The following is a 23,415-nucleotide window of genomic DNA, read 5'->3' on the forward strand; positions in this document are numbered from 1 at the left end:
CGGCGCAATTGCGTATCGGGCGGGGAGGTGCACCGTCGAGGCTCACCCCGCGTCGGCATGCGGCGCCGGGGCGTCCTGACCCGAGCGGTCCCGACGGCGAATCAGGTAGAATCCGCGCTTCGCCGCTGGCGCCCGGCGCGCAATGCGTATCGGGGCCGCATCGAAGTGCATCGCAGCAGGCGGCGCGACGCGCCCCGACCCCGCATGCGCCGGCCCCGGATGCCGGCCCGCTCAACGTTCGTCTCGTTTATGTCCGCAATTCCGAATTCCGACCAACCCGGTTCGTCCGCGAACCCACCCAAGCTTCATCGCGCGCTGAAGGCGCGCCATCTGACGATGATCGCCATCGGCGGCTCGATCGGCACGGGCCTGTTCGTCGCGTCCGGCGCGTCGATCTCGCAGGCCGGCCCCGGCGGCGCGATGGTCGCGTACATGCTGATCGGCCTGATGGTCTACTTCCTGATGACGAGCCTCGGCGAAATGGCCGCGTTCATGCCGGTGTCGGGCTCGTTCGCGACCTACGGCGCGAAATACGTCGACGAAGGCTTCGGCTTCGCGCTCGGCTGGAACTACTGGTACAACTGGGCCGTGACGATCGCGGTCGAGCTGGTCGCCGCGCAGCTCGTGATGCACTACTGGTTCCCGGACGTGCCGGGCGTCTGGTGGAGCGCCGCGTTCCTCGGCGTGATGTTCCTGCTCAACGCGCTGACCGTGCGCGGCTTCGGGGAAGCCGAATACTGGTTCGCGCTGATCAAGGTCGTCACCGTGGTCGCGTTCATCGGCGTCGGCCTGCTGATGATCTTCGGCATTCTGAAGGGCGCGCCGGGCAACGGCTGGGGCAACCTGACGATCGGCGATGCGCCGTTCGCGGGCGGCCTGCCGGCGCTGATGGGCGTCGCGATGATCGCGGGCTTCTCGTTCCAGGGCACCGAGCTGATCGGCGTCGCGGCCGGCGAATCGGAGAACCCGCGCACGACGATCCCGCGCGCGGTGCGTCAGGTGTTCTGGCGGATCCTGCTGTTCTACGTGCTGGCGATCTTCGTGATCGGCGTGCTGATTCCATACACCGACCCGAACCTGCTGAAGAGCGACGTGACCGACATCGGCGTGAGCCCGTTTACGCTCGTGTTCCGCCACGCGGGCCTCGCGTTCGCGGCCGGCGTGATGAACGCGGTGATCCTGACGGCCGTGCTGTCGGCCGGCAACTCGGGCATGTACGCGTCGACCCGGATGCTCTACAACCTCGCGACGGAAGGCCGTGCGCCGAAGCTGTTCGCGAAGCTGTCGCCGGGCGGCGTGCCGCGCAACGCGCTGTACGCGACGACCGCCGTCGGTGCGCTGTGCTTCTTCACGTCGCTGTACGGCGACAAGACGGTGTACCTGTGGCTGCTGAACACGTCGGGGATGACGGGTTTCATCGCGTGGCTCGGCATCGCGATCAGCCACTACCGGTTCCGCAAGGGCTACGTGAAGCAGGGCTACGCGGTCGACCAGCTGCCGTACCAGTCGAAGTGGTTTCCGTTCGGCCCGCTGTTCGCGTTCGTGCTGTGTCTCGTGATCGCGCTCGGCCAGGACTACCAGGCGTTTCTCGCGAACCGGATCGACTGGGCGGGCGTGGCCGCGACCTACGTCGGCATTCCGCTGTTCCTCGTCGTGTGGCTCGGCTACCGGCTCCTGAACAAGAGCCGCTTCGTGCGCTACGAGGACATGGAGATCGCGCCGTGGGCGGCCGCGAACCGCAGCGCGCAGCTGCAGCGCGTGGAGAACCGCGAAACCGTCGGCTGATGCCGGTGCGGCCACCGGCCGCGTGGTGCGCGATGAAAACGGGAAGCCCGCGGGCTTCCCGTTTTTCGTTGGGACGTCCGGGGCGACGCGGTGTGCCGCCGACGTCAATAGCCGATGCGTGCATCGTTCCCGATACCGTTCCAGCCGGCGCCGAACCCGCTTTTTTTGTCGGCTTTGCGCTGCACGGGGTCAAAGCCGGTTATATTTCCCGACCCTACCGGGCCACGGCCCGGCCGGCGCGACGAGCGCGGCGCGGATCGGGCATCCGGCGCGCGCCTGTTGCGGCGGCCGGCGGCGCCCGGCGTTTCCATCGTTCCGCCGCGGCCGGCCCGGCCCGCGGAGCGCGCAATCCAGAGGAATCCATGAGCGCATCACCCGCCGAGCGGAAGGCCGGACCCGTTTCCATCGTGCGAATCGAAGCCGCGATCAATGCGTGGCGCGAAGTGTATCCGCCGGCGCCGGACGGCGAGGACGGCTACGCGCTCGACGCCGGCAGCAACTGCCTGGCCGAGCTGTACGGCACGATGATCTGCTATCGGCTGCCGGACGTGCCGCTCGACTCGCTGAGCGACGCGCAGCGCGATGCGCTGTACGCGACCGAGGCATGACGCGCGGTCGGGACGCTGCCGCGACGCGGCGTCGATGAAGCAACGGGAAGCCTGGCGGCTTCCCGTTTTGCTTTGCGGCTTTGCGCGGTGCGCCGCCCGCGAGGGCGGGCGCGGCGCGGCTCGCGCCGGTATCGGCGCGGGCTGAGGTATCGTCATGGCATCGGGAGCAGGTGCTCGCGAGGCGACCGGCGCGGCACGTGTGCGCGCGGGGCCGAATGAACGTCCGTGGCCTGTCCGGGAGGGTTCGAACATGGAGTTGAGACACCTCCGCTACTTCGTCGCGGTTGCCGAGGAGCGGAATTTCACGCGCGCGGCCGAGCGCCTGCACATCGCGCAGCCGCCGCTCAGCCGGCAGATCCAGCAGCTCGAGGACGCGCTCGGCGTGCCGCTGTTCGAGCGCAACGCGCGGCCGCTGAAGCTGACCGACGCGGGGCGGTTCTTCTATTCGCACGCGGTGCAGCTGCTCGCGCAGACGACCGAGCTCGAATCGATGACGAAGCGGGTCGGCAAGATCGAGCGCAGCATGTCGGTCGGCTTCGTCGGCTCGACGCTGTACGGGATGCTGCCGAAGATCATCCGGCGCTTTCGCAGCGAGTATCCGGCCGTCGAGCTGAGCCTGCACGAGATGTCGACGATGGACCAGATCAAGGCGCTGAAGGAAGGGCGCATCGACGTGGGCTTCGGGCGCATCCGTCACGAGGACCCGAGCGTGCGGCGCGTCGTGCTGCGCGAGGAGCGGATGATCGTCGCGCTGCCGGTCGGTCACGTGCTCGACGGCGCGAAACCCGTGCTGTCGCTGCACGATCTCGTGAACGACACGCTGATCATCTTCCCGAAGGCGCCGCGGCCGAGCTATGCGGACCAGGTGCTCGCGGCATTCCACGATCGCGCGCTGCAGCCGCGCAAGATCTACGAGACGCGCGAACTGCAGATCGCGCTCGGGCTCGTCGCGATGGGCGAGGGCGTGTCGGTCGTGCCGCACAGCGTGTACGGGCTGAAGCGCGACGACATCAGCTACAAGCCGCTCGACGATCCGAAACTCGTGTCGCCGATCATCATGAGCATGCGGATGCTCGACGAATCGGAGGACATCCGCGCGATGCAGGCGCTGATCTACCGGCTGTACGACGAGTCGCAGATGGAGTATCTGCCGCCGCAGCCCGAATGAGCGCGCGGGCGGTGGGGGCTTGCTTGACGCCGCGCGCGTCGGCGGGCCACCATCGTCGGCATTCTGCGGTCCGCCCGCGTGCGGCCGCCTTCATGCAGACGATGACATGCACATGACTGAAATCGAGACCGAGGAGACCTGGGTCGAGACGCCGCAAGGGCGTCTCTTCGCGAAGCGCTGGCGCGGTGTGCCCGCGCAGGCGACGGCCGCGACCGGGCCGGCCGCGCCTGTGCAGGCCGCGCCTATGCCGGCCGCGCCTATGCCGGCCGCGCCGATCGTGCTGCTGCACGATTCGCTCGGCTGTGTCGAACTTTGGCGCGACTTCCCCGCGCAACTCGCGCGCGCCACGCAACGCGACGTGATTGCATACGACCGGCTGGGCTTCGGTCGGTCCGACCGCCATCCGGGACAGCTCGGCACGACGTTCGTGCGCGACGAGGCCGATCAGGGCTTCCGCGCGCTGCTCGAGCGGTTCGGCATCGATGCGTTCGTGGCGTTCGGGCACAGCGTCGGCGGCGGCATGGCGGTCGGATGCGCGGCCGCGTATCCCGCGCGTTGCCGCGCGCTGGTGACGGTCGCCGCGCAGGCGTTCGTCGAGGATCGCACGCTCGACGGCATTCGCGAGGCGGGGCAGCAGTTCGACGCGCCCGGCCAGCTCGAGCGGCTCGTGCGCTATCACGGCGACAAGGCCGAATGGGTGTTGCGTGCGTGGGTCGGCACGTGGCTGTCGCCGGCGTTTCGCGACTGGAGTCTCGACGACGCGCTGCCGCGCGTGCGCTGCGCGACGCTCGCGATTCACGGCGAGCAGGACGAATACGGGTCGGACGTGCATCCGAAGCGGATCGCCGCGCGCGTCGCCGGGCCGTCGTCGTTCCTGCTGCTCGACGGATGCGGACACATGCCGCATCGCGAGCGGAGCGGCGACGTACTCGCGGCCGTGGCGACGTTCCTGCGCGGCGCGCTCGCCTGAACGGCCGGGCGCAGGCGCGCGATGCGACCGGCGGGCCGAGCCCGCCGGCGCTCAGAACGACAGCTGGATCGCGAGATCGAGCGCGAGAATCGCGATCGAGCAGCCGATGCCGAGGACCACGTTCGGCAACCGGTGTTCGAAGTCGCGATTGTCGCGGCGCATCGCGGCGCCGAGCAGGAAGATCGCCTCGACGACGATCTGCAGCCCGACGAACAGCAGCATCAGCAGGTACTCGTAACCCATCTGCTTGAACGCGGCGAATTGCATCCCGTGATCGCGGATCCATTGGCCGACGCGCAGCAGTTCGTAGACGAACAGCAAGGCGGGAAACAGGTAGCTGATGAAATACGTCGGCGCCGTGGCGTGCCGTAGTTCGAGGTGGAAGTGCTGATGCATGGTAGCCATCACGAAGCCCTCCTTGCAAACGCATGATTGCGGTCGCGACGGCGGCGCGACGACGTGCGGACTAAGGGATTGCCCGAGGCATCGTGCGGGGCCGTACGACATCAGCATACTGCTGCGCGGAAGATTTGGCATCCCGTGCGTGCATGCGTTGTAAAAATCCCGGCGCATCGCGCGACGCGTGCAGCGGTCTTCGCTCGCGGAGCGCGACGCGTCGGCCGGTTGCGTGTCGCCCGCGTTGCCGGGCAGCAGCGATTCCGGATGGTGTTCCTGCTAGGAGCCCAGCGCGCGGCGCGCCCGGCGTGCGCGTGAATTGCGTCGGCGCGCCGTGCACGTTCGATGCGCACGCACCTTCCTGCCCGAGCGTCGCCTCGGCGGCCGCTCAGCCTTTCGCTTGCGCGCCTTCGACGAACAGCTTCGCGACCGACCGGAATTCCCGCTTCAGCGATAACCCCGGCACGGTCAGCCAGCGCAGCATCGCCGCGAGATACAGATGATGGAACCACGTGGCGAGCTGGTCGGCCGCCAGCGCCGGGTCCAGTTCGCCCGCCTGCTGTCCGGCCGCGATCAGCTGCTGCCACACGAGCGCGATGTCGCTGCCGTCGTCCTTCCCGCTTTCCGCTTCCGTCACGCCGATGCTCAGGAACCGATGCCGCAGGTACGCGAGCAGGTACACCGGGTGCTGCTCGCACCACGCGGCCGACGCGTCGAGCACGCAGGCGATCCGCGACGCGAAGGTCTTCCGTCGTGCGACGTCGCGCTGCAGGTGCGCGAGGTCGCGCGCGAGTTCGCCTTCGAGCCAGTGCGCGAGCACGGCTTCCTTCGTCGGAAAGTGGTTGTACAGCGTTCGTTTCGCGACATCGGCCTGCGCGGCGATCTGCTCCATCGTCACGGCATCGTAGCCATGCACGTCGAACAGGCGGGCGCCGGTGTCGGCGAGATGCGCGAGCATCTGGATGCGCTTGCGTGCGCGGCGGCCCGGATCGTCGGTCGTCGTCGGCATGGTTCGGTGTCGAATGAAAGTGCACGAATTGCATTAGTATACGACGTGCATTTTTACGAATCCACTCGCCTGCATCGTGCAGGGGGAGTCCACGCATGAAGCTCGTCATCGTCACTTACGGCACCGAAGGCGACACGCGTCCGCTCGCGGCGCTCGGCCGTGCGCTGCTGGATGCGGGCCACGAGGTCCGGTTGCTGGCCGACGCCGCGACGCTCGGTTCGGCCGCCGCGCTCGGGGTGCCGTGCGCGCCGTTGTCCGGCGATATCCGCGCGGCGATCGCGCCGGATGGCGCGTTGTCGGACGCGGTGCGCGGGCGCGGCGGCTTCAACGACACGTCGAAGGCGCTCGCGGCGATCGCGAATGCGAACACGGCGGCATGGATGCGCGAAGTCGCGGCCGCGTCGGCCGGTTGCGATGCGATCCTGGTGTCGGGGCTGGCGTCGTTCGTCGGGCTGTCGGTCGCCGAGTATCGCGGCGTGCCGGCGATCGGCACGGGGATGATTCCGATCACGCCGACCGCGGCATTCGCGTCGCCGTTCCTGCCGCCCGGCAAGGTGCCGCGCTGGCTGAATCGCGCGAGCCACCGGCTCGTGAACGCGCTGCTGTGGCACGCGTTCAGGAACGCGACCAATGCAGCGCGCGCCAGCGTGTGCGGCCTGCCGGCGCGCCGGCACGTCTGGACCGATCATCCGATGCTGTACGGCGTGTCGCCCGTGCTGCTGTCCGATCCGGCCGACTGGCCGTCACACGTGCAGGCCTGCGGTCAGTGGCACGCCGACGCGCCGGCGTGGACGCCGCCGCCCGCGCTGGCGACCTTTCTCGGCGCGGGCGATCCGCCCGTGTACATCGGCTTCGGCAGCATGGCCGGGTTCGATCGCGCCGCGATGGTCGGCGCGCTGCTGCAGGCGCTCGACGGCCGGCGCGCGCTGTTCCATCCGGGCTGGAGCGGCATCGATGCGTCGATGCTGCCGGCGCACGTGTGCGTGATCGGCGAGACGCCGCACGACCGGTTGTTTCCGCATGTATCGATGGCGATCCACCACGGCGGATCGGGTACCACGCATTCGGCCGCGCGGGCGGGCATTCCGTCGGTCGTCGTGCCGTTCGCGGGCGATCAGTTCTTCTGGGCGAACCGGCTGCAACGGCTCGGTGTGGCCGATGCGCCGGTGGCGGGCCGGCGCGTGGACGCCGCCGCGCTCGCACGCGCGATCGCGTTCGCGGCGCGTGCCGACACGCAGGCGCGCGCCGCCGGACTCGGTGCGCGGATCGCACGGGAGGACGGGGTGCGGCGGGCGGTCGGCGCGATCGAGCGCTGGGGGCGGCCCGGCATGCGGTGAACGCGCCGGCGCCGCTTCAGAAATGCCCGGTGAACCGGTAGCGGCTGCCCGGGTGCCACAGGTTGGCTACCGACGCGACCATCCCCTGCGACCACGTGCGCCGATGCAGCAGCAGGCAGGGTTCGCGCTCGTCCATCGTCAGGTGGCGGCGCGTTTGCGCATCGGGCATCGCGGCCTCGATCCGGTATTCGACCCGCTGCAGCGGCGCGACGCGCGTGAGGTACTGGTTCGGCGTCGTCGTCGTGAAGTCCTGCAGTGCGTATTCGGGCGCGCAGGACGGATTGACCCAGCGTTCCTCGAGCTGCACCGGCGTGTCGTTCTCGAAGTGCAGCACGCGTGAATGGAAGATCGGGCTGCCGGCGTCGAGCCGCAGCTCGTCGGCAAGCTTCGCGTCGGCGATGGCCGCGCCGACCTCCAGCACCTGCGCGCGATACCCATGGCCGCGCGCGGCGACTTCGTCCGAGATGCTGCGGATCGCCACCAGCGTCGATTCGTATTTCGGCGACGCGACATACGTGCCCGAGCCGCGCGTGCGCGTGAGCACCTGCTCGGCCGTCAGTTCGCGCAGCGCGCGGTTGACCGTCATTCGCGCGACGTTGAATTCGCGCGCGAGCTCGTTTTCCGACGGCACCTGGTCGCCTTCCGCCCACTCGCCCGCATGAATGCGCGCGAGGATGAAGTCCTTGATTTCCTGATAGATCGGTGTGGTCATTGCATTGCTGTTCGAGAGACGGCGGCCGCGTGCCGTCGCGCGCGGGCCTTCGTGCGGTGTCCGGGCGGAGTGTACCGGGTTCGACGCCGCGCGGGCCCGACTGTGGGCCCGGGATTCGGGTTATTCCGGCCCGCGTCCGGCGCGCCGGCCAAGGGCCCGCGAGGCCGTACGGGCCGCGGCCGCCGCGCCGGCGAGCCCGGCAAACGAAAAGTATAGACAAATGCATGGGCGGCGACGATGGGCCGGATCCGCACCGAAACCAGGGGTTCAGCTTCATGTAAGGTGTAGCGAATTGAAATATAAGGAAAATTCGCTCATGTAAACAATCCGCCGACAATTAGAGATAAACACGGATTGCTGGCAGTGACCTGAAAAAGGCAAAGTTGTATGTACAACTTGGAGAGTCGTCTGACGGATGACCTCCCGGTTGGAAGGGTTCGCGGCGGCGACGCCCGACGGGACCCGTGCCCAGTTCGCCTATGACAGGAACGCCATGAAGAAACTCGCGCTCAGTATTGCCCTTGCCTGCCTCGCGGTCGGTGCCCACGCCAAGGATTGGTCGACGATCCGGTTCGGCGTCGACGCCAGCTATCCGCCGTTCGAATCGAAGGATGCAAGCGGCAAGGTCGTCGGCTTCGACGTCGATCTCGGCAACGAGATCTGCGCGCGCCTGAAGGCGAAGTGCGTGTGGATCGAGAACGACTTCGACGGGATGATCCCGGCGCTGAAGGCGAAGAAGTTCGACGGCGTGCTGTCGTCGATGTCGATGACGCCGGCGCGTGCCGAGCAGATCGCGTTCTCCGACAAGCTGTTCAACACGCCGACGCGCCTCGTCGCGAAGAAGGGCGCGAACCTGCAGCCGACGGCCGAATCGCTGAAGGGCAAGTCGGTCGGCGTCGAGCAGGGCACGATCCAGGAAACCTACGCGAAGGCCTACTGGGCGCCGAAGGGCGTGCAGGTCGTGCCTTACCAGAACCAGGACGGCGTGTACCAGGACCTGATGTCCGGCCGCCTCGACGCCGCGCTGCAGGACGCGGTGCAGGCCGATATCGGCTTCCTGAAGACACCGCGCGGCGCGAGCTTCGAATTCGCCGGCAAGGACATCGACGATCCGAAGACGCTCGGCAACGGCGCCGGCATCGGCCTGCGCAAGGACGACGCCGACCTGAAGGCGAAGATCGACCATGCGATCGCCGACATGATCAAGGACGGCACCTACAAGAAGCTCGAGAAGAAGTACTTCGCATTCGACGTGTACGGCGGCTGACGCCTTCGCGGCGCGCACCGGCCGTGGCGCGCGCCGCCCGCTTCGCGTGATGCCTCTGGCTTGATGAGCAGACGGCATCAGGTAGTGCGCAGAACTCGTTTGATGCGCGGTTAATGGCTATTGACAATCCAGCCACATCGTTCTGGATCCCTTATATGATCTTCCAAGGATTTGGCCCGCTGTTGTGGGCCGGCACGGTCGAGACCGTGAAGCTCGCGGTGCTGTCGCTTGCCGCGTCGCTGATACTGGGCCTCGCGGGCGCGGCAGCGAAACTCTCGACCAACCGCGTGCTCAAGTCGGTCGGCACGTTCTACACGACGCTGATCCGCGCGGTACCCGATCTCGTGCTGATGCTGCTGCTGTTCTACGGGATCCAGATCCTGCTGAACGACGCGACCGACCTGCTCGGCTGGGACCAGATCGACATCGACCCGTTCGTGGCCGGCGTCGTGACGCTCGGCTTCATCTACGGCGCGTACTTCACCGAGACGTTCCGCGGCGCATTCCTCGCGGTGCCGCGCGGCCAGCTCGAAGCGGGCTTCGCATACGGGATGAGCGGCTGGCGCGTGTTCCACCGCATCCTGTTCCCGCAGATGATGCGCTTCGCGCTGCCGGGCATCGGCAACAACTGGCAGGTGCTCGTGAAGGCCACCGCGCTGGTGTCGATCATCGGCCTCGCCGATGTCGTGAAGGCGTCGCAGGACGCCGGCAAGAGCACGCTCGATTTCTTCTTCTTCACGCTCGCGGCCGGCGCGATCTACCTCGCGATCACGACGATGTCGAACGTCGTGCTGCACCACCTGGAGAAGCGTTATTCCGTCGGCGTCCGGAGGCTTGCACTGTGATCGAACTCGTCAGCCAGTACTGGCAAAGCTATCTCTATACCGACGGTTACCGCTTCAGCGGCCTCGCGATCACGCTGTGGCTGCTGGTCGTGTCGATCGCGTTCGGCTTCGCGCTCGCCGTGCCGCTCGCGATCGCGCGCGCGTCGTCGAACCGCTGGATCTCGGGCCCCGTGTGGCTCTATACGTACGTGTTCCGCGGCACGCCGCTCTACGTACAGCTGCTGATGTGCTACACCGGCATCTACAGCCTGCAGGTCGTGCACAACCACGTGCTGCTCGACACGTTCTTCCGCAACGCGATGAACTGCACGCTGCTCGCGTTCGTGCTGAACGAATGCGCGTATGCGACCGAGATCTTCGCGGGTGCGATCAAGGCCACGTCGGCCGGCGAGATCGAGGCCGGGATGGCCTACGGGATGTCACGCTTCAAGCTCTATACGCGCATCATCCTGCCGTCCGCGCTGCGCCGCTCGCTGCCGAGCTACAGCAACGAAGTGATCCTGATGCTGCACGCGACGACCCTCGCGTTCACCGCGACCGTGCCCGACATCCTGAAGGTCACGCGCGACGTCAACTCCGCGACGTACATGTCGTTCCAGGCCTACGGCATCGCCGCCGTGCTGTACGCCATCGTCGTGTTCACGCTCATCTGGGCGTTCCGCAAGCTCGAGACGCGCTGGCTCGCGTACCTCTCGCCGCGCAGCCACTAATGCATTCGCAAGGAAGGACCAAGCATGTACAAGCTCACCGTTGACAACCTGCACAAGAAGTTCGGCGACAACGAGGTGTTGAAGGGCGTATCGATGAAGGCGAAGGCCGGCGACGTGATCAGCATCATCGGCTCGAGCGGCTCCGGCAAGAGCACGTTCCTGCGCTGCATCAACTTCCTCGAGCAGCCATGCTCGGGGCAGATCACGATCGGCAGCGAGCCGATCCAGACCGCGCGCGACCGTAACGGCGCGCTGCGCGTGGCCGACCAGAAGCAGCTGCAGCGGATGCGCACGAAGCTGTCGATGGTGTTCCAGCACTTCAACCTGTGGTCGCACATGACGGTGCTCGAGAACGTGATCGAGGCACCGATGGCCGTGCTGGGGATCGGCAAGGAAGAGGCCGTTGCGCGGGCACGCAAGTATCTGGAGAAGGTCGGGCTCGCGCCGCGCGTCGAAGGCATGTATCCGTCGCACCTGTCGGGCGGCCAGCAGCAGCGTGTCGCGATCGCGCGTGCGCTCGCGATGGAGCCCGAAGTGATGCTGTTCGACGAGCCGACGTCGGCGCTCGATCCGGAACTCGTCGGCGAAGTGCTGAAGGTGATGCAGAAGCTCGCCGAGGAAGGCCGCACGATGGTCGTCGTCACGCACGAGATGGGTTTCGCGCGCAACGTGTCGAACCACGTGATCTTCCTGCATCAGGGGAAGATCGAGGAAGAGGGCGATCCGCGGGAGATTCTCGTGAACCCGAAGAGCGAGCGGCTCGGGCAGTTCCTGTCGGGGCGGCTCAAATAAGCGGGGGCCGCCGCAGCCTGGAACGCTAAATGCTTGTTTCGGACGACTCTTTCGATCGAGGAGCGCCGCGATGAGCACGCCGACCCCTACCGCGTTTTCCCACGTGAAGCCGCAGGACACCGCATATCAAGGCGAAGGCCTGCGCGACTTCTTCCTGTATCGCGATCTCGGCATCGCGGCCGCGACGAACGGCAAGGTCGTCGCGCAACTCGTCAGGGCGAATCATGCACCGGCGGCGGGCACCGGCTGGCACCGTCACGAGGCCGAGTTCCACATCGTGATGATGCTGAAGGGCTGGGCGCGCTTCATGTACGGCGAGCGCGAGACGCTGGTGAGCGCCGGCGACTGCGTGCACCAGGCGCCGGGAATCGTGCACTACCTGTTCGACTACTCGCCCGACATGGAGTACCTGGAGATCGTCGGGCCGGCCGATTTCAAGTCGATCGACGTCGAAGGGCCATGCGCGGTGCCGGCGCCGACGCCGTGGGGCGACGCGGGCGCGTAGCCGTCCGTCGCATCGGATGCGAGGCATCCGCGTGACCAAGAAAGACCGCCTTCGGGCGGTTTTTTTATGGATCCTGTCCGGGCTTCGGGTTCTGACCGGGTCATTCGATATCCGAAGCATTTGCCGCGTAAGGAAATCGAAAAGACAGGCAGCAATTTGTCAGCTTCGCGTGATGTTTCGTTACACCGTGTCAAAGATCGTCAATTCGATGCAGGTGCGGTGCACGGCGCGTCGGCGACCGGCGTTAAGGACGTAACAGCCGGACCACCGGCTGGCCTACCCAGGAGAATGTCCATGACCCGCATCGCGAAGATCCTGACCGTGACGGCCGTCGCCTGTGCCACCCTCGTGCCGGCGCTGGCCGAAGCCCATTCGCACCGCGTGTGCCATTTCGATCACCACCATCACCGCGTGTGCCGCTGGGTCCGTTGACCCGCGACGCGTTATTCCCGGCAAAGCGTCGGGACGCTTTTCCCGTTCAGGCAAATCAGGAGAGGATTATGAAAAAGACGATGTTGATCGCCGCGCTCGTCGCGGGCATGGGTGTGTCGATCGGTGCGTTCGCACAGGTTCCGGCCAGCGCGCCGGCCGGTACGACCGGGCTGTGCAAGGACGGCTCGTTCTACTCGGGCGCGTCGAAGAAGGGCGCGTGCGCCGGCCACAAGGGCGTGAAGACGTGGTATGGCGCAGCGTCGGCAGCCGCGGCGAGCGCACCGGCCGCGGCCCCCGCGAGCGCGGCTGTCGCTTCCGCCGCATCCGGCGCCGCCCCGGCGAAGAGCGCGCCCGCGACGACCGCCGCGGCGGCACCCGGCGGCGGCGCGGGCAAGGTGTGGGCCAACGACAGCACGAAGGTCTACCATTGCTCGACCGACAAGTACTACGGCAAGACGAAGCACGGCAGCTACATGTCGGAAGCCGATGCGAAGGCGAAGGGCTACCACGCGTCGCACGGCAAGGCCTGTTCGTAACACCGGCGGAACGCGCGAGCGTTGCCGCTCGCGCACTGCCCGGCACCGCGCCCCGCCGTGAGGGCGGGGCGGTTCGAGCGCAACGCCGGTGTGCCGCACCGAGCGTTGCCATCCCGCGCGGGCTCAGTGCACGTGATCGGATGGCGCCGCGGCCGCCGTCGCGTCGCGACCGGCCGCGCGCGCGTCGAGCAACGCCCGCAGCGTCACGTAGTGCGCGCCGCTCGCGCTGCCGTCCGTAGCGGCGGTGCGATCGTACGGCTCGTTGTCGTGGATCGTCGCGCGCACGATCGGATAGATCTGCGTTTCCCAGCGGCCGCCGTTGAACACGCCGTAATGGCCCGCGCCCGTCTGCACGTGGTGCGTTTTCAGGTACGGCGGCAAACCCGAACACAGCTCCTGCGCGGCTACCGTCTGGCCCACGGCGCAGATGTCGTCCTTCTCCCCCTCGATCGTCAACAGCGCGGTGCGATGGATCGCGGCCGGTTCCACCAGCCGGTCGCCGACCGTCAGCTCGCCGCGCGCGAGCGCGTATTGCTGGAACACTTTCTCGACCGTCTCCAGGTAGAACTCCGCGGTGAGGTCGGCCGTCGCGAAGTATTCGTCGTAGAAGTGGCGCAGCGTGTCGGCCTTCGCGGGGTCGCCTTTCGCGCGTTCGTAGTACAGGTCGGCAAACGACGCCGCATGGCGGTCGGGATTCATCGACATGAACGCGCCGACCTGCACGAAGCCCGGATACACGCAGCGCTGCGCCCCGACGAAGCCGGCCGGCACCACGCTGATCAGGTTGCGCGCGAACCATTCGATCGGCCGGCTCGTGGCGAGCGCGTTGACCTTCGTCGGATTCACGCGGCAGTCGATCGGCCCCGCCATCAACGTCAGGCTCGCGGGTTGGGCGGGATCGCCGGCGGCGGCCATCAGCGCGACCGCCGAGAGTGCGGCGACGGTCGGCTGGCAGATCGCGAGCACGTGCGCATCCGGGCCGATCTGGCGAATGAAATCGATCACGTGCCCGACGTATTCGTCGAAGCCGAAGCGCCCGGCCGCGAGCGGGATGTCGCGCGGGTTGTGCCAGTCGGTGATGTACACGTCGTGATCGGGCAGCATCGTGCTGACCGTGCCGCGCAGCAGCGTCGCGAAATGCCCGGACATCGGCGCGACGATCAGCACGCGAGGCTGGCGCGCCACCGGCCGCGCCTTGCGGAAATGCAGCAGCGTGCCGAACGGCGTGGCCGCCGCGGCTTCCTCGACGATCGGCACCACTTCGCCGTCGACGACGGTCGACGCGATGCCGAACGCCGGACGCCGGTGCGAGAACGCGCAGCATTCGAGCAGTTCGCACAGCGCGTCGACCATGCGGCCCGTCGGGGTCGACGCGGCGGGCGGCCACAGCGACATCGTCGCGCGCGTGGCGGCCGCCCATGCGCGCGCCGGACGCAGGCATTCGGCAGACCATTGGTAGAAGGGATAGGCAAGCAGGTTCATGGCCGTCGTTCGTTGCGTCGCGTTACGTCGAGCGAGGCAAGCCGTATGCCAGCGTGCGGCTGGCACGCGCGTTGCACGGGGTTTGCGAATGCGGCGATACGCGTGGCGACGCGCGCGGCGCCTCATGCGGCGATGCATGCGGCGCGTGGGGCCCGACGACCGAATGCGATGCGCCGCCGTTGCCAACGAGGCTCGGCGTACTCGATGTGTCGCTGCCCCGGGCAGCGCGCTGCGCCACTTCGGCGAATGCTTCGCACAGGCGTGGTGCGCTTCGCACGGCGCGGTGCGTGCTTTCGGTGCAGGGGTACGAACGGCAATCAGCAGGGGAGCGACATGGACGTTACCGGACAGACGACGTTGACCATCAGCAGCCGCAATTACTCGTCGTGGTCGATGCGCGGCTGGCTGCTCGCGAAGCTGAGCGGCCTCGCGTTCGAGACGATCAGCGTGCCGATCGATGCGGCATCGCGCGCGGAACTGCTGCTGCTGTCGCCGTCGATTCTCGTGCCGTGCCTGACGCACGACGGCAGCACGGTATGGGACACGCTCGCGATCGCCGAATACCTGAACGAAATCCGGCCGCAGGCGCGGCTGCTGCCCGACGACCGGCATGCGCGCGCGCATTGCCGGTCGATCTGCGGCGAGATGCATTCCGGTTTCAGTGCGCTGCGCTCCGCGCTGCCGATGAACCTGCGTGCGCATTTTCCCGGCTTCCGGATCTGGTCGCGTGCGCAGCACGACATCGAGCGCATCGTGACGATCTGGCGCGCGTGTCTGGCCGCGTATGGCGGCCCCTGGCTGTTCGGCGAGCAGATCGGCATCGCCGATGCGATGTACGCGCCGGTCGTCACGCGATTCCTGACGTACGACGTGAAACTCGAACCCGATATCGCCGAGTACTGCATGCGCATGCTCGCGCATCCGTTCGTGGCGGAGTGGATCGATGCCGCGAAGGCGGAGCACGAAGACATCGACGAACTCGACATGGAGTTCTGACCTGCAACGCACCTTCGCGCGTTCAACCGGATGACCGGCACGTGCATCGAAACGAATCGTCGATGCGGCCGCGCGCGTCCTGCTCGTGCATTGCCCGCGCAGCATCTGTCGGGCATCGCGCCCCGCCGTTTCGGCGGGGCGTTGCTTACCTGTTGCCGGGCACTCTGAGGCTCGCTCCCCGCATTGCAGCACGGCGCAGCAGGATCAGGGACTCGTTTTGGCCGGCTCGGCCGCGGGTGGCTTGGCCGGACGCGTGAGGAGTTCGCGTGTGAGGTTGTCCGACACATAGTGCGGGCCATCGAACAGATAGACTTGATAGCCCCGGTAGGTTGTCAGCTGCCTGCTCAATTCGTCGGCGCTGGCCGACCGGAATCCCCCGTGCTCGGCGGGCCGGAAGGCCTCCGCGATTACCCGCACACGTTGCTTTCCGAGGCGCGAGGTCAGCTCGTCGACATAGGCGCGCGCGACGTAGGGTTCGCGCGCATACACGCCGCAGCCGTCCTGGAAGAACACCCCGACGTCCGACGGCAGCCACGACACGAGCCAGTCCGCCAGCGCCTTCCCGCCGATATTGGTCTGGTCGTAGACGCTCACCCACAGCGGGCGCGGCAGTCGCTTCAGGATATCGGCCAGCTTTGGCGCGTCCTGCCAGGTCGGGTCGATTTCGACCGGGAAGTAGTAGCCGGTGACATTCAGCGGAACGTGCGTGCGCGCTACCGCCAGGGACTGGTCCGAGAGTGTCGACAGATGGGTGCGTGCTCGCTTTTCATCCTGGTAACCGGCGAGGCCCAGGATGACGTTTCTGGCCCAGGGTTCGCGGCCGATGCGCCCCCAGTCGGGAAGGTGTGCCGCGGGACGGATGCCGGCGTCGGGCACGTACGCGGTATCGTCGACGACGCTCCACTGGATCAACAGATCATGTACGCCGAGCATCTGCCAGTTTCCGACGGGATTCGTCGTCGCGTTGTCCACCTGCCAGACGATTCCGTCGGCATGCACGTCATGCGCCGTCCAGCTGCACGCGGCCACGGCGAGCGATGCACCGACGGCCGCGAGCATCGCCGCGCGGGACGAACCCGGCGCGTGCGCGTGCCGGCGTCGCCGGCCTGCGTGTCGGAACCGGCCCAGACGCAGTCGAATCCCGCGCAAGGCCGGGATGGCGTACGTGAGCATCGCGGCCTCCCCGGAAGCATTCCTGCGCGACATCGTAGCCGATCACATGCAAACGTGCGACCCGCCTTGCTGCTGCGGGTCGCACGAGGCTTCCACCGGCTCGCGTCACTTGGCCGTCGTGCCGTCCGCCCATGTGTAGCCGAGATTCGTGATGCCGGTTATGAGACTCTGGAAGTCCTGGAACGCCGGCAAGCCCAGCTCGGGTTCGAGCCAGAACGGATGGAAGAAGAACGATGCAAAGCCGTCTCGCACCGCCAGACCGTATCGCGCGTTGGTGACGAGTTGCTGCCACGTGTACGTGATGCACGAGAACGGGTCGATATTGCAGATGTTGTACTGAAGGCTGCCAAGGTTCTCCGGAATGATTCGCTGACCGTAGTAATCGGAGTTGATGATGTACGGGAAAAACTGCCCGGCCGAAAAGTCCTGGTTGGGCGCGCCGGTCCCGATTTGCGGATTGGTCGCGGTGTAGTAGACGGCCCGCTGGAATGTGGTCGGGAACGTCTGCGCGGTGGCCGTCGCTGCCTTCGGCGACACCTGGTACTGCGGCGCGGCCCAACCGACCACCTTGTAGCCATTGAGCGTGAACTCGAGCAATCCGTCGGCCATTCTGCCTTTCGCCCATTGCACGGAGTCCTCGTCGACCGGACGATTCTGCACCGCATACCAGAACTCGTAGTCGCTGCCGCTGACCGCGTTCAGAAGATTCGGTGTCGAATTGTACTGGTGGGTGTAGCCGTGCATCACGATCGAGCCGCCGTGCAGGAGCGCGTAGTTCAACCCGCTCTTGAGGCCCGTCGCCTGCGCGAGGTGAATCGTCTGCGGCACGCCGCCGTTGTAATACCCGTTCGGATCGGTGTACAGCGGAATGGTCGCCATCGTGAACTTGATCTTCTTCGAGTACAGATAATCCGACAGCTGTTTCATCGAACTCGTCGTCGTGAATGGGTCAAGATCCTCGAGGCGGACGAGCGCACGATGATTCACCGGTGCATTGGTCTGCAGGATGTCGTGCAGGATGTCGCAGATCACCAGGTAGCGGTCCGTCGGCCCGATGTACGAGAACGGCATGTCCGCGAAGTACCAGAGCTTGCCGGAGCGAACGATATAAGGCGTGGTCGCGCCGCTCTGGCTGTTCTTGATGGTGACGAGCACCTGCGCCTTCGTGGTGTCGAGCACCTGGGTCAGGCCGACATCCGGGTCCGCGTTGACGGTGCCGGTCGATGCGTCATACGTGTAGTACTTGACCAACGACAAGTTCTTGTACGTGACCGTATCGTAGAAGCCGGGATTCGGATTGCTCGACGACGGCGTCGCGTTCATTCCGGCCAGGCCGAGGAAACTGAACCCGTAGGTCTGGTTGAACGTGTAGGCGGTGTTCCAGGCGAGTTGCCACAGGTTGTACTTGAACCAGACCACGGTCTTCGTGGCGGTCATGACGTCGCTCATGAAAGCGGCCGGAATCGGATTGTCGTAGTAATCGCCGACATAGAACGTGGCGTCGTGGCTCCCGATCATCCCGGGTGTGTAGTTCTGTATCGGCACCATGTCGACCGTCGTATTGAAGTGGCCGAGCAGGTTCCTCAGCATGATGCTGTACATCAGGCCGAGCTTCGAATACGGGACGTTGGGCGGGTTGTCGTACAGCACGAGCGTATGTGCAGTGGTGGCCTGCGCGTGCGCCGTGCCCGGCAAGGTCATTTGCGCGAGTCCGGCAAGCAGGGCGATGACGATCAAGATCTTTTTCATGGCCGTTTCTCCCTAGTCACGTTCCACGTTGCCATTGGCTTTCTTGACGGACTTCAGGTCGAACTTGGGGCGTCCGGTCTCCTTGTACGCCTTTTCCCAATCCTCATCGGACATGCCGGGTTTCACGTTGACTTGGGCAGAACCGTTTGGCAATGGCGGCGGCTTGATCTTGCCGCCGGACGACTGGTTCGTCTGCTGCGCACTCGCATGCTGAACCGCGCTGGTGATGACGAGCGCGGGACTCAATGCAAGGAGTAGCCCAACGGTGCTCAACCCGATTCGAAAAAATCGATTGCGATGCAAGGGCATGATTTTCATCCTTTGATATGCAAATTGGATTCTCGTTAACGAAACGAGCACGCCCCATTGCCGATTTAGAATCGGGTGTTATGTCGTTATTTTTTTTCGTTTAATACCCCGGTTAATGAAACGAAACCGGACAGTTGGCTTTCAAGCTAGTTCTGTACCATCCGCCGCAAATGGACACCGGGCCGGGACGCCAAAATCGGCGCATCGAGACGGTCCGAAATTGTCTCGATAAACGTTTCACGCATGCAACGCGACTGGTTTCGGAAATTGGGTCCGACGAACGCGTAACGTCTGTTTGAGCGATTCAGGTGAAACCGGTTGCGTGCTTCGTTTCGCCCACGGCAACGCGGCAACCGAGCCGGCGGCGCATCCATCCAACGGCGACCGGAGCACCGGATTTTCGGTTTCATCGTCGATCCGTCCGTCCAGGATCGACGGAATCGCGTGACGCGCTCCAGTCGCGATGATCGGGGGCGCGGGTAGAGAACCTGCCAAACGTCTCATATTCGGAACGCCGGTTCGCATGTTTCAGCACTGAAACATTTGGCTTGGTTTCGATTCGCCGATCGTGCGCGGCACACGCCCGGTACCCGGAAGGCGCAAGGGTGGTGGACGATGGCGCACGACTTGCTTGAAGCGCTGTTATCGAAAAGAGACGGTGTATGGGGCGCACTGCGTAGCGCTGGATCGGGGGCCGCTGCAAGCGCCGGCGCACGCAGGGACGAACGCAAGCAAGCGGGGAAACCGGCTGTCAAAAGTCATCTACTGAACACGTTGCATTTTTGGTGATGTTGCGTGGTCGTATCAATAGCGCTCCAGGCAGCCTCGAGTCTTTTGAGAACGACGAGAACGGATGTGGCGTTAGCCGCAGGAGTGGACGTGACGGGGTCGACGGGGACGGGGCGGTTTCGTCTTCCGTTCGTACGAAGGAAGAAATACAGACGGACGAAAATCGCGGAAAGGTAATGGATAATATGATATGGAGTGCGTATTTATATGCACTCAACCTTGTCGCCATTGTGACCGCCCTCGTCATCCTGGTCAGCACGCTGGATGACCTGACGCTGGATGGCTGTTACTGGTCATTCGAAATCGGGCGCATCCTGCGTCGCGAGAAATCGCAGACCGTCGACATCGGCATGCTGCGCGCGCTGGAAGAGCGTCATCTGGCACTCATGGTGCCGGCATGGAAAGAGTACGACGTGATCGCCAAGATGATCGAAAACACGCTGGCGACCATCGAGTACGAGCGGTATGTCATCTTCGTCGGCACCTATCACAACGACGCCGAAACCACGGCGGAAGTCGAACGGATGGTCCGCCGGTATCCGGGCAGGGTGACGCGTGCCACGGTCATGAACGACGGGCCGACCTGCAAGGCGGACTGCCTCAACTGGATTCTCGAGGCGATCCTGCGTTACGAAGCTGTCCATCATATTCAGTTCGCGGGCGTCGTCATGCACGACTGCGAAGATGTCATTCATCCGGTCGAACTCAAGTACCTCAACCATGCGGTGGCGGAGAGCGATCTGGTCCAGCTTCCGGTGCTGTCGTTGCCCCGGAAATGGAACGAGTTCGTCGCCGGCTGCTATCTCGACGATTTCAGCGAAACGCATCAGAAGGACGTGCCGGTGCGCGCACGCTTGACCGGAGTCGTGCCGGGCGCGGGTGTTGCGTCGTGCTACAGCCGGCGTGCGATCGAAGCCGCGATGAAGGCGCGCGACGGCGGCCCGTTCAACACGCGTTCGCTGACCGAGGACTATGACTTCAGCTTCCGGTTGAGAGACCTCGGCATGAAGGAAACCTTTGCCCGCACGCCGCTTTCGGACATCGTGCGCGATGCCGGCGGCAAGCGCGCGAAGGACGGTGCCGCCGGTCGAAACCTGCTGGCCACGCGCGAATACTTTCCCAAGACATTCCGCACCGCCTACCGGCAGCGCGCGCGCTGGATTCTCGGCATCGCGTTTCAAGGCTGGGAGCAACTCGGCTGGAAGGGCGACTTCCTCACCCGCTACATGTTCTTCCACGATCGCAAGGGCATCGTGACGTCGCTGTTTTCGGTGATTGCCTATGGCGTGCTGCTCAACTTCGTGTTGCTTTCCGCGCTTCAGAAGGCCGGTCACGTCATTCCCGCCAGCGCTCAACTGGTGACGGCCGGTGCCTGGGTCACGCCGCTGCTGTGGGTCAACACCCTCATGCTGTTCGCCCGTGCCGGACAGCGCTTCTACTTCGTCAGCAAGCTGAACGGCCTGCTTCAGGGGCTGCTCTCGATCCCGAGGATGTTCGTCAACAACCTGATCAATTTCTGCGCGGTGAGTCGCGCGTGGCGCATCTATGTCGGCCACCTGGTGAGCGGCAGGCCGATCGCATGGGACAAGACCAGTCACACATACCTGTCCAACGAGGAACTCGGGAAGGCGCGCCGCAAGATCGGCGAGATCCTGGTCGGCTGGGGCGTGGTTTCCCTGGCGCAACTGGAGGACGGCCTCGAGCGGCAACTGACATGCGGCAAGCGGCTGGGTGAACTGTTGCTCGAAGGCAGTGCGTTGTCCACCGAATCGCTGGCGGATGCGATCGCCGAGCAGGCGGATCTGCCGCGGGTGAGCCTGGGCAACGTCGCGGTGGGCCACTTCGCGGACTCGCTGGCATTCGAGCTGCAGTACGCGTATCGTGCCGTTCCGTTTTCGACCGCCGCCGACGGGACGCTGAACGTCGCGGTCGGGCGGCCGCTCACGCAGGACGAACAGGACGTCGTGCGGCGCGGCGCCCGAACGAACGTCGCCTATTTCATTGCCTGTGATGCGGAGATCGCCGCCGAACTCGGCCGGCATTCGCGCTTCGTCGAAATCGCGCGGCTGCGCGATGGCGACGACGCGACGCAGCAGGCTGTGCCGGTGAAAAAGCCGTCGGGAGAACAGGCATGAAGCGCTCGACACGTCGGATCGCGGCCGGCCTCAAGCGCTGCGCACGGTTGAGCGCGCTGGCCGTTGCCATGTCGCTCGCCTGGCAGGCGCCGGCATCCGCCGCCCTGCAGCTCAACCCCAAAGCCTATCGGCTCGCCGATGGCGCCTACAAGGCGATCAACGCAGGCGACCTGCCCCGCGCGGAAGCGTATGCGTTGCGCGCCCTCAGGATTCAGCCGGGAAGCGAACAACTCGGGCTGTTGCTCGTGGATGTGTACCGGCGCGAAGGGAAAGTCGACGAAGCGGACGCGCTGCTGGAATCGCTGAGCGTTCGTTTTCCGAAAAGCGCGGCGGTACTGGCGCAGCATGGCTATCTGGCGCAGCGGCAGATGCGCTACGACGTCGCGTGCAGCGATTTCGCGGCGGCCGTCGCGACTGGAAACTGGAGCAAGGAGCAGCAGCGCAACTTGCGCCTCGCGTGGTCGGACAGCGCGCTCGCGGCGAAGCGTCCGCACGAGGCCGGCGTCGCACTAGCGCCGCTGGCCGATGAAAAATCGGCCGTGATTCGGTTGCGTATCGCGCAGATGAGCTTGCAGGCGGGCGACCACGACAGCGCGCTGCGCGTGGCCGAGCTGGCGGCCGGCGACGCATCGACCGATGCCGAGCGGAACATGGCCGCGTCGATCGTGGCACAGGCGCGGCAAGCCGATCAGCCGCCCGAGGTGCCGGTGGACGATACCGCGCAACGGACCTTGCAGCACGCCTATGATCTCCTGCGCGAGCACAAGGATCGCGAGGCGCTCGACGCATTTCAGGAAGGTTTCGCCGGTGGCGCCGGCAACGCGATGAACTACGCGGATGCCGGTTATGCGGCCAAGCGGATCGGATTGAACGAACAGTCCGTCCAGATGTTCGAGCAGAGTCTCGACGCCGACGAAAACGAACATGCGTTCGACGCGCAGCGCAAGTTCGGCTATCGGCGGGAAGTCGAACAACTCGAGCGCACCTGGGGTTTCGTGCTGAGCGCGCCATACCAGTCGGCCGCATTCGGCCCGCAAGGCACGATCAGCGTGCTGCAGCCGGGTATCGAGGCATACTGGCAGCCGCCGAAGATCGGCTATCGGAACGGCCGCATTCTCCAGTTCTTCGTGCGCGGATACGGCACGGCCTATGACGGCACGGGCAACGTGACCGGCATGCCGACCGTGCAGGGGTCGGTGGGCGTGCGCTACAAGCCGATACCCGATCAGAACGTGGTGGTGACCGCCGAGCGGTTGTTCCATATCGGCAGCCTGTCGATGACGGACTGGCTGATGCGCCTCGGCTACTCGTCGGAGGCAGGCACCGACCTGCGGGTCACCGAACCGAGCTGGCGCAGCTGGCAGGCCTATGTAGAAGGTGCGTACTTCATCAATGCCGGGCGTTACATCATCTATTCGGAGTTGCGTTACGGGCACACGTGGCGCTTGCCAATGATCAGCGACCGGCTGACCGTCTACCCGCACGCCGCGGTGGCGGGCGATCACGACAACCGTCAGCCGGACAAGACGGCAATCGGTGCGGGGCCGGGGGTCCAGTTCAGGTACTGGTTTCGCGAAGGCAGGTATAGCGCGCCGGCGAGCTATCTCGACGTGACGGTGCAATACCGGTTCGGGTTGACGTCAGCGGCACGCGCACGTGGTCTCGTGGTACGCGCGACATTGTGGTTCTGAGCGACTGCGCTGACGATTG

General features: G+C 65.8%; 22 protein-coding genes. 15 read left to right on the forward strand and 7 right to left on the reverse strand.

Going from position 1 to position 23,415, the window contains the following annotated elements; all coding sequences use genetic code 11:
* Positions 1 to 249 precede the first annotated feature (249 nt).
* From U5A56_RS26870 to U5A56_RS26885, 4 genes are all read left to right on the forward strand, one after another.
* Entirely contained in the window at positions 250 to 1,785 is a 1,536-nt protein-coding gene (locus tag U5A56_RS26870; protein WP_044848084.1) for an amino acid permease, read from the forward strand.
* Positions 1,786 to 2,147: 362 nt separating this feature from the next.
* On the forward strand, positions 2,148 to 2,393 hold the full coding sequence (locus U5A56_RS26875; protein WP_044848083.1) for a DUF3717 domain-containing protein: 246 nt from the start codon (positions 2,148 to 2,150) through the stop codon (positions 2,391 to 2,393).
* A gap of 250 nt (positions 2,394 to 2,643) precedes the next feature.
* A complete protein-coding gene (locus U5A56_RS26880; RefSeq protein ID WP_044848082.1) occupies positions 2,644 to 3,561 on the forward strand; it encodes a LysR family transcriptional regulator in 918 nt (305 codons plus the stop codon).
* Positions 3,562 to 3,673: 112 nt separating this feature from the next.
* Positions 3,674 to 4,531 (forward strand): alpha/beta hydrolase, encoded by an 858-nt coding sequence (locus U5A56_RS26885; protein ID WP_321925465.1) that lies wholly within the window; start codon positions 3,674 to 3,676, stop codon positions 4,529 to 4,531.
* Positions 4,532 to 4,582: 51 nt separating this feature from the next.
* Here U5A56_RS26885 and U5A56_RS26890 read toward each other — a convergent pair whose 3' ends face one another.
* A complete protein-coding gene (locus U5A56_RS26890; RefSeq protein ID WP_044848115.1) occupies positions 4,583 to 4,936 on the reverse strand; it encodes a hypothetical protein in 354 nt (117 codons plus the stop codon).
* A 379-nt stretch (positions 4,937 to 5,315) separates the two neighbouring features.
* Positions 5,316 to 5,936 carry a TetR/AcrR family transcriptional regulator gene (locus tag U5A56_RS26895; protein WP_321925466.1) on the reverse strand — a complete coding sequence of 207 codons (621 nt, stop codon included), beginning with the start codon at positions 5,934 to 5,936 and terminating at the stop codon, positions 5,316 to 5,318.
* Between the two features lie 95 nt (positions 5,937 to 6,031).
* Here U5A56_RS26895 and U5A56_RS26900 point away from each other — a divergent pair, with 95 nt between their 5' ends.
* Positions 6,032 to 7,273 (forward strand): glycosyltransferase, encoded by a 1,242-nt coding sequence (locus tag U5A56_RS26900; RefSeq protein WP_321925468.1) that lies wholly within the window; start codon positions 6,032 to 6,034, stop codon positions 7,271 to 7,273.
* 16 nt (positions 7,274 to 7,289) lie between these two features.
* Here the strand turns inward: U5A56_RS26900 and hutC are convergent, their stop codons facing one another.
* Complete coding sequence (gene hutC / locus U5A56_RS26905; protein WP_257770787.1) at positions 7,290 to 7,985, reverse strand: histidine utilization repressor; 696 nt, start codon at positions 7,983 to 7,985, stop codon at positions 7,290 to 7,292.
* 493 nt (positions 7,986 to 8,478) lie between these two features.
* Here hutC and U5A56_RS26910 point away from each other — a divergent pair, with 493 nt between their 5' ends.
* The 7 genes from U5A56_RS26910 to U5A56_RS26940 all read left to right on the forward strand — a co-directional run bounded on the left by U5A56_RS26910 (position 8,479) and on the right by U5A56_RS26940 (position 13,072).
* Positions 8,479 to 9,252: an ABC transporter substrate-binding protein gene (locus tag U5A56_RS26910; RefSeq protein ID WP_044848078.1), complete on the forward strand. Its 774-nt coding sequence runs from the start codon at positions 8,479 to 8,481 to the stop codon at positions 9,250 to 9,252.
* 155 nt (positions 9,253 to 9,407) lie between these two features.
* The gene (locus U5A56_RS26915) at positions 9,408 to 10,097 is read left to right on the forward strand and encodes an ABC transporter permease (RefSeq protein WP_321925471.1); all 690 of its coding nucleotides are present in this window, start codon (positions 9,408 to 9,410) and stop codon (positions 10,095 to 10,097) included.
* Positions 10,094 to 10,807, forward strand: a complete 714-nt coding sequence (locus U5A56_RS26920) for an ABC transporter permease (RefSeq protein WP_044848076.1) — start codon at positions 10,094 to 10,096, stop codon at positions 10,805 to 10,807. Before U5A56_RS26915 ends, U5A56_RS26920 begins: the two co-directional genes overlap by 4 nt.
* A gap of 24 nt (positions 10,808 to 10,831) precedes the next feature.
* Positions 10,832 to 11,599 carry an ABC transporter ATP-binding protein gene (locus tag U5A56_RS26925; RefSeq protein ID WP_044848075.1) on the forward strand — a complete coding sequence of 256 codons (768 nt, stop codon included), beginning with the start codon at positions 10,832 to 10,834 and terminating at the stop codon, positions 11,597 to 11,599.
* Between the two features lie 70 nt (positions 11,600 to 11,669).
* On the forward strand, positions 11,670 to 12,104 hold the full coding sequence (locus tag U5A56_RS26930; RefSeq protein ID WP_321819258.1) for a cupin domain-containing protein: 435 nt from the start codon (positions 11,670 to 11,672) through the stop codon (positions 12,102 to 12,104).
* A gap of 294 nt (positions 12,105 to 12,398) precedes the next feature.
* The gene (locus U5A56_RS26935; RefSeq protein WP_185500349.1) at positions 12,399 to 12,536 is read left to right on the forward strand and encodes an HHHH-motif protein; all 138 of its coding nucleotides are present in this window, start codon (positions 12,399 to 12,401) and stop codon (positions 12,534 to 12,536) included.
* A gap of 68 nt (positions 12,537 to 12,604) precedes the next feature.
* On the forward strand, positions 12,605 to 13,072 hold the full coding sequence (locus U5A56_RS26940) for a DUF3761 domain-containing protein (RefSeq protein ID WP_044848073.1): 468 nt from the start codon (positions 12,605 to 12,607) through the stop codon (positions 13,070 to 13,072).
* Between the two features lie 123 nt (positions 13,073 to 13,195).
* Here the strand turns inward: U5A56_RS26940 and U5A56_RS26945 are convergent, their stop codons facing one another.
* Positions 13,196 to 14,554: a polyhydroxyalkanoate depolymerase gene (locus U5A56_RS26945; RefSeq protein WP_321925474.1), complete on the reverse strand. Its 1,359-nt coding sequence runs from the start codon at positions 14,552 to 14,554 to the stop codon at positions 13,196 to 13,198.
* 333 nt (positions 14,555 to 14,887) lie between these two features.
* Here U5A56_RS26945 and U5A56_RS26950 point away from each other — a divergent pair, with 333 nt between their 5' ends.
* Positions 14,888 to 15,550 (forward strand): glutathione S-transferase family protein, encoded by a 663-nt coding sequence (locus U5A56_RS26950; RefSeq protein WP_044848071.1) that lies wholly within the window; start codon positions 14,888 to 14,890, stop codon positions 15,548 to 15,550.
* A 204-nt stretch (positions 15,551 to 15,754) separates the two neighbouring features.
* Here U5A56_RS26950 and U5A56_RS26955 read toward each other — a convergent pair whose 3' ends face one another.
* From U5A56_RS26955 to U5A56_RS26965, 3 genes are all read right to left on the reverse strand, one after another.
* Positions 15,755 to 16,723 carry a hypothetical protein gene (locus tag U5A56_RS26955; RefSeq protein WP_321925476.1) on the reverse strand — a complete coding sequence of 323 codons (969 nt, stop codon included), beginning with the start codon at positions 16,721 to 16,723 and terminating at the stop codon, positions 15,755 to 15,757.
* 105 nt (positions 16,724 to 16,828) lie between these two features.
* Positions 16,829 to 18,472: a DUF2334 domain-containing protein gene (locus tag U5A56_RS26960; protein WP_321925478.1), complete on the reverse strand. Its 1,644-nt coding sequence runs from the start codon at positions 18,470 to 18,472 to the stop codon at positions 16,829 to 16,831.
* 12 nt (positions 18,473 to 18,484) lie between these two features.
* A complete protein-coding gene (locus U5A56_RS26965; RefSeq protein WP_321925480.1) occupies positions 18,485 to 18,790 on the reverse strand; it encodes a hypothetical protein in 306 nt (101 codons plus the stop codon).
* Positions 18,791 to 19,746: 956 nt separating this feature from the next.
* On the opposite strand from U5A56_RS26965, the gene U5A56_RS26970 reads away from it, so the two are divergent.
* The gene (locus tag U5A56_RS26970; protein ID WP_321925482.1) at positions 19,747 to 21,705 is read left to right on the forward strand and encodes a glycosyl transferase family protein; all 1,959 of its coding nucleotides are present in this window, start codon (positions 19,747 to 19,749) and stop codon (positions 21,703 to 21,705) included.
* Positions 21,702 to 23,396 (forward strand): NfrA family protein, encoded by a 1,695-nt coding sequence (locus U5A56_RS26975; RefSeq protein ID WP_321925483.1) that lies wholly within the window; start codon positions 21,702 to 21,704, stop codon positions 23,394 to 23,396. Before U5A56_RS26970 ends, U5A56_RS26975 begins: the two co-directional genes overlap by 4 nt.
* The last annotated feature ends 19 nt before the right edge of the window (positions 23,397 to 23,415 follow it).

It is taken from the genome of Burkholderia sp. BCC1998 (assembly GCF_905339875.1).
GTDB lineage: Bacteria > Pseudomonadota > Gammaproteobacteria > Burkholderiales > Burkholderiaceae > Burkholderia.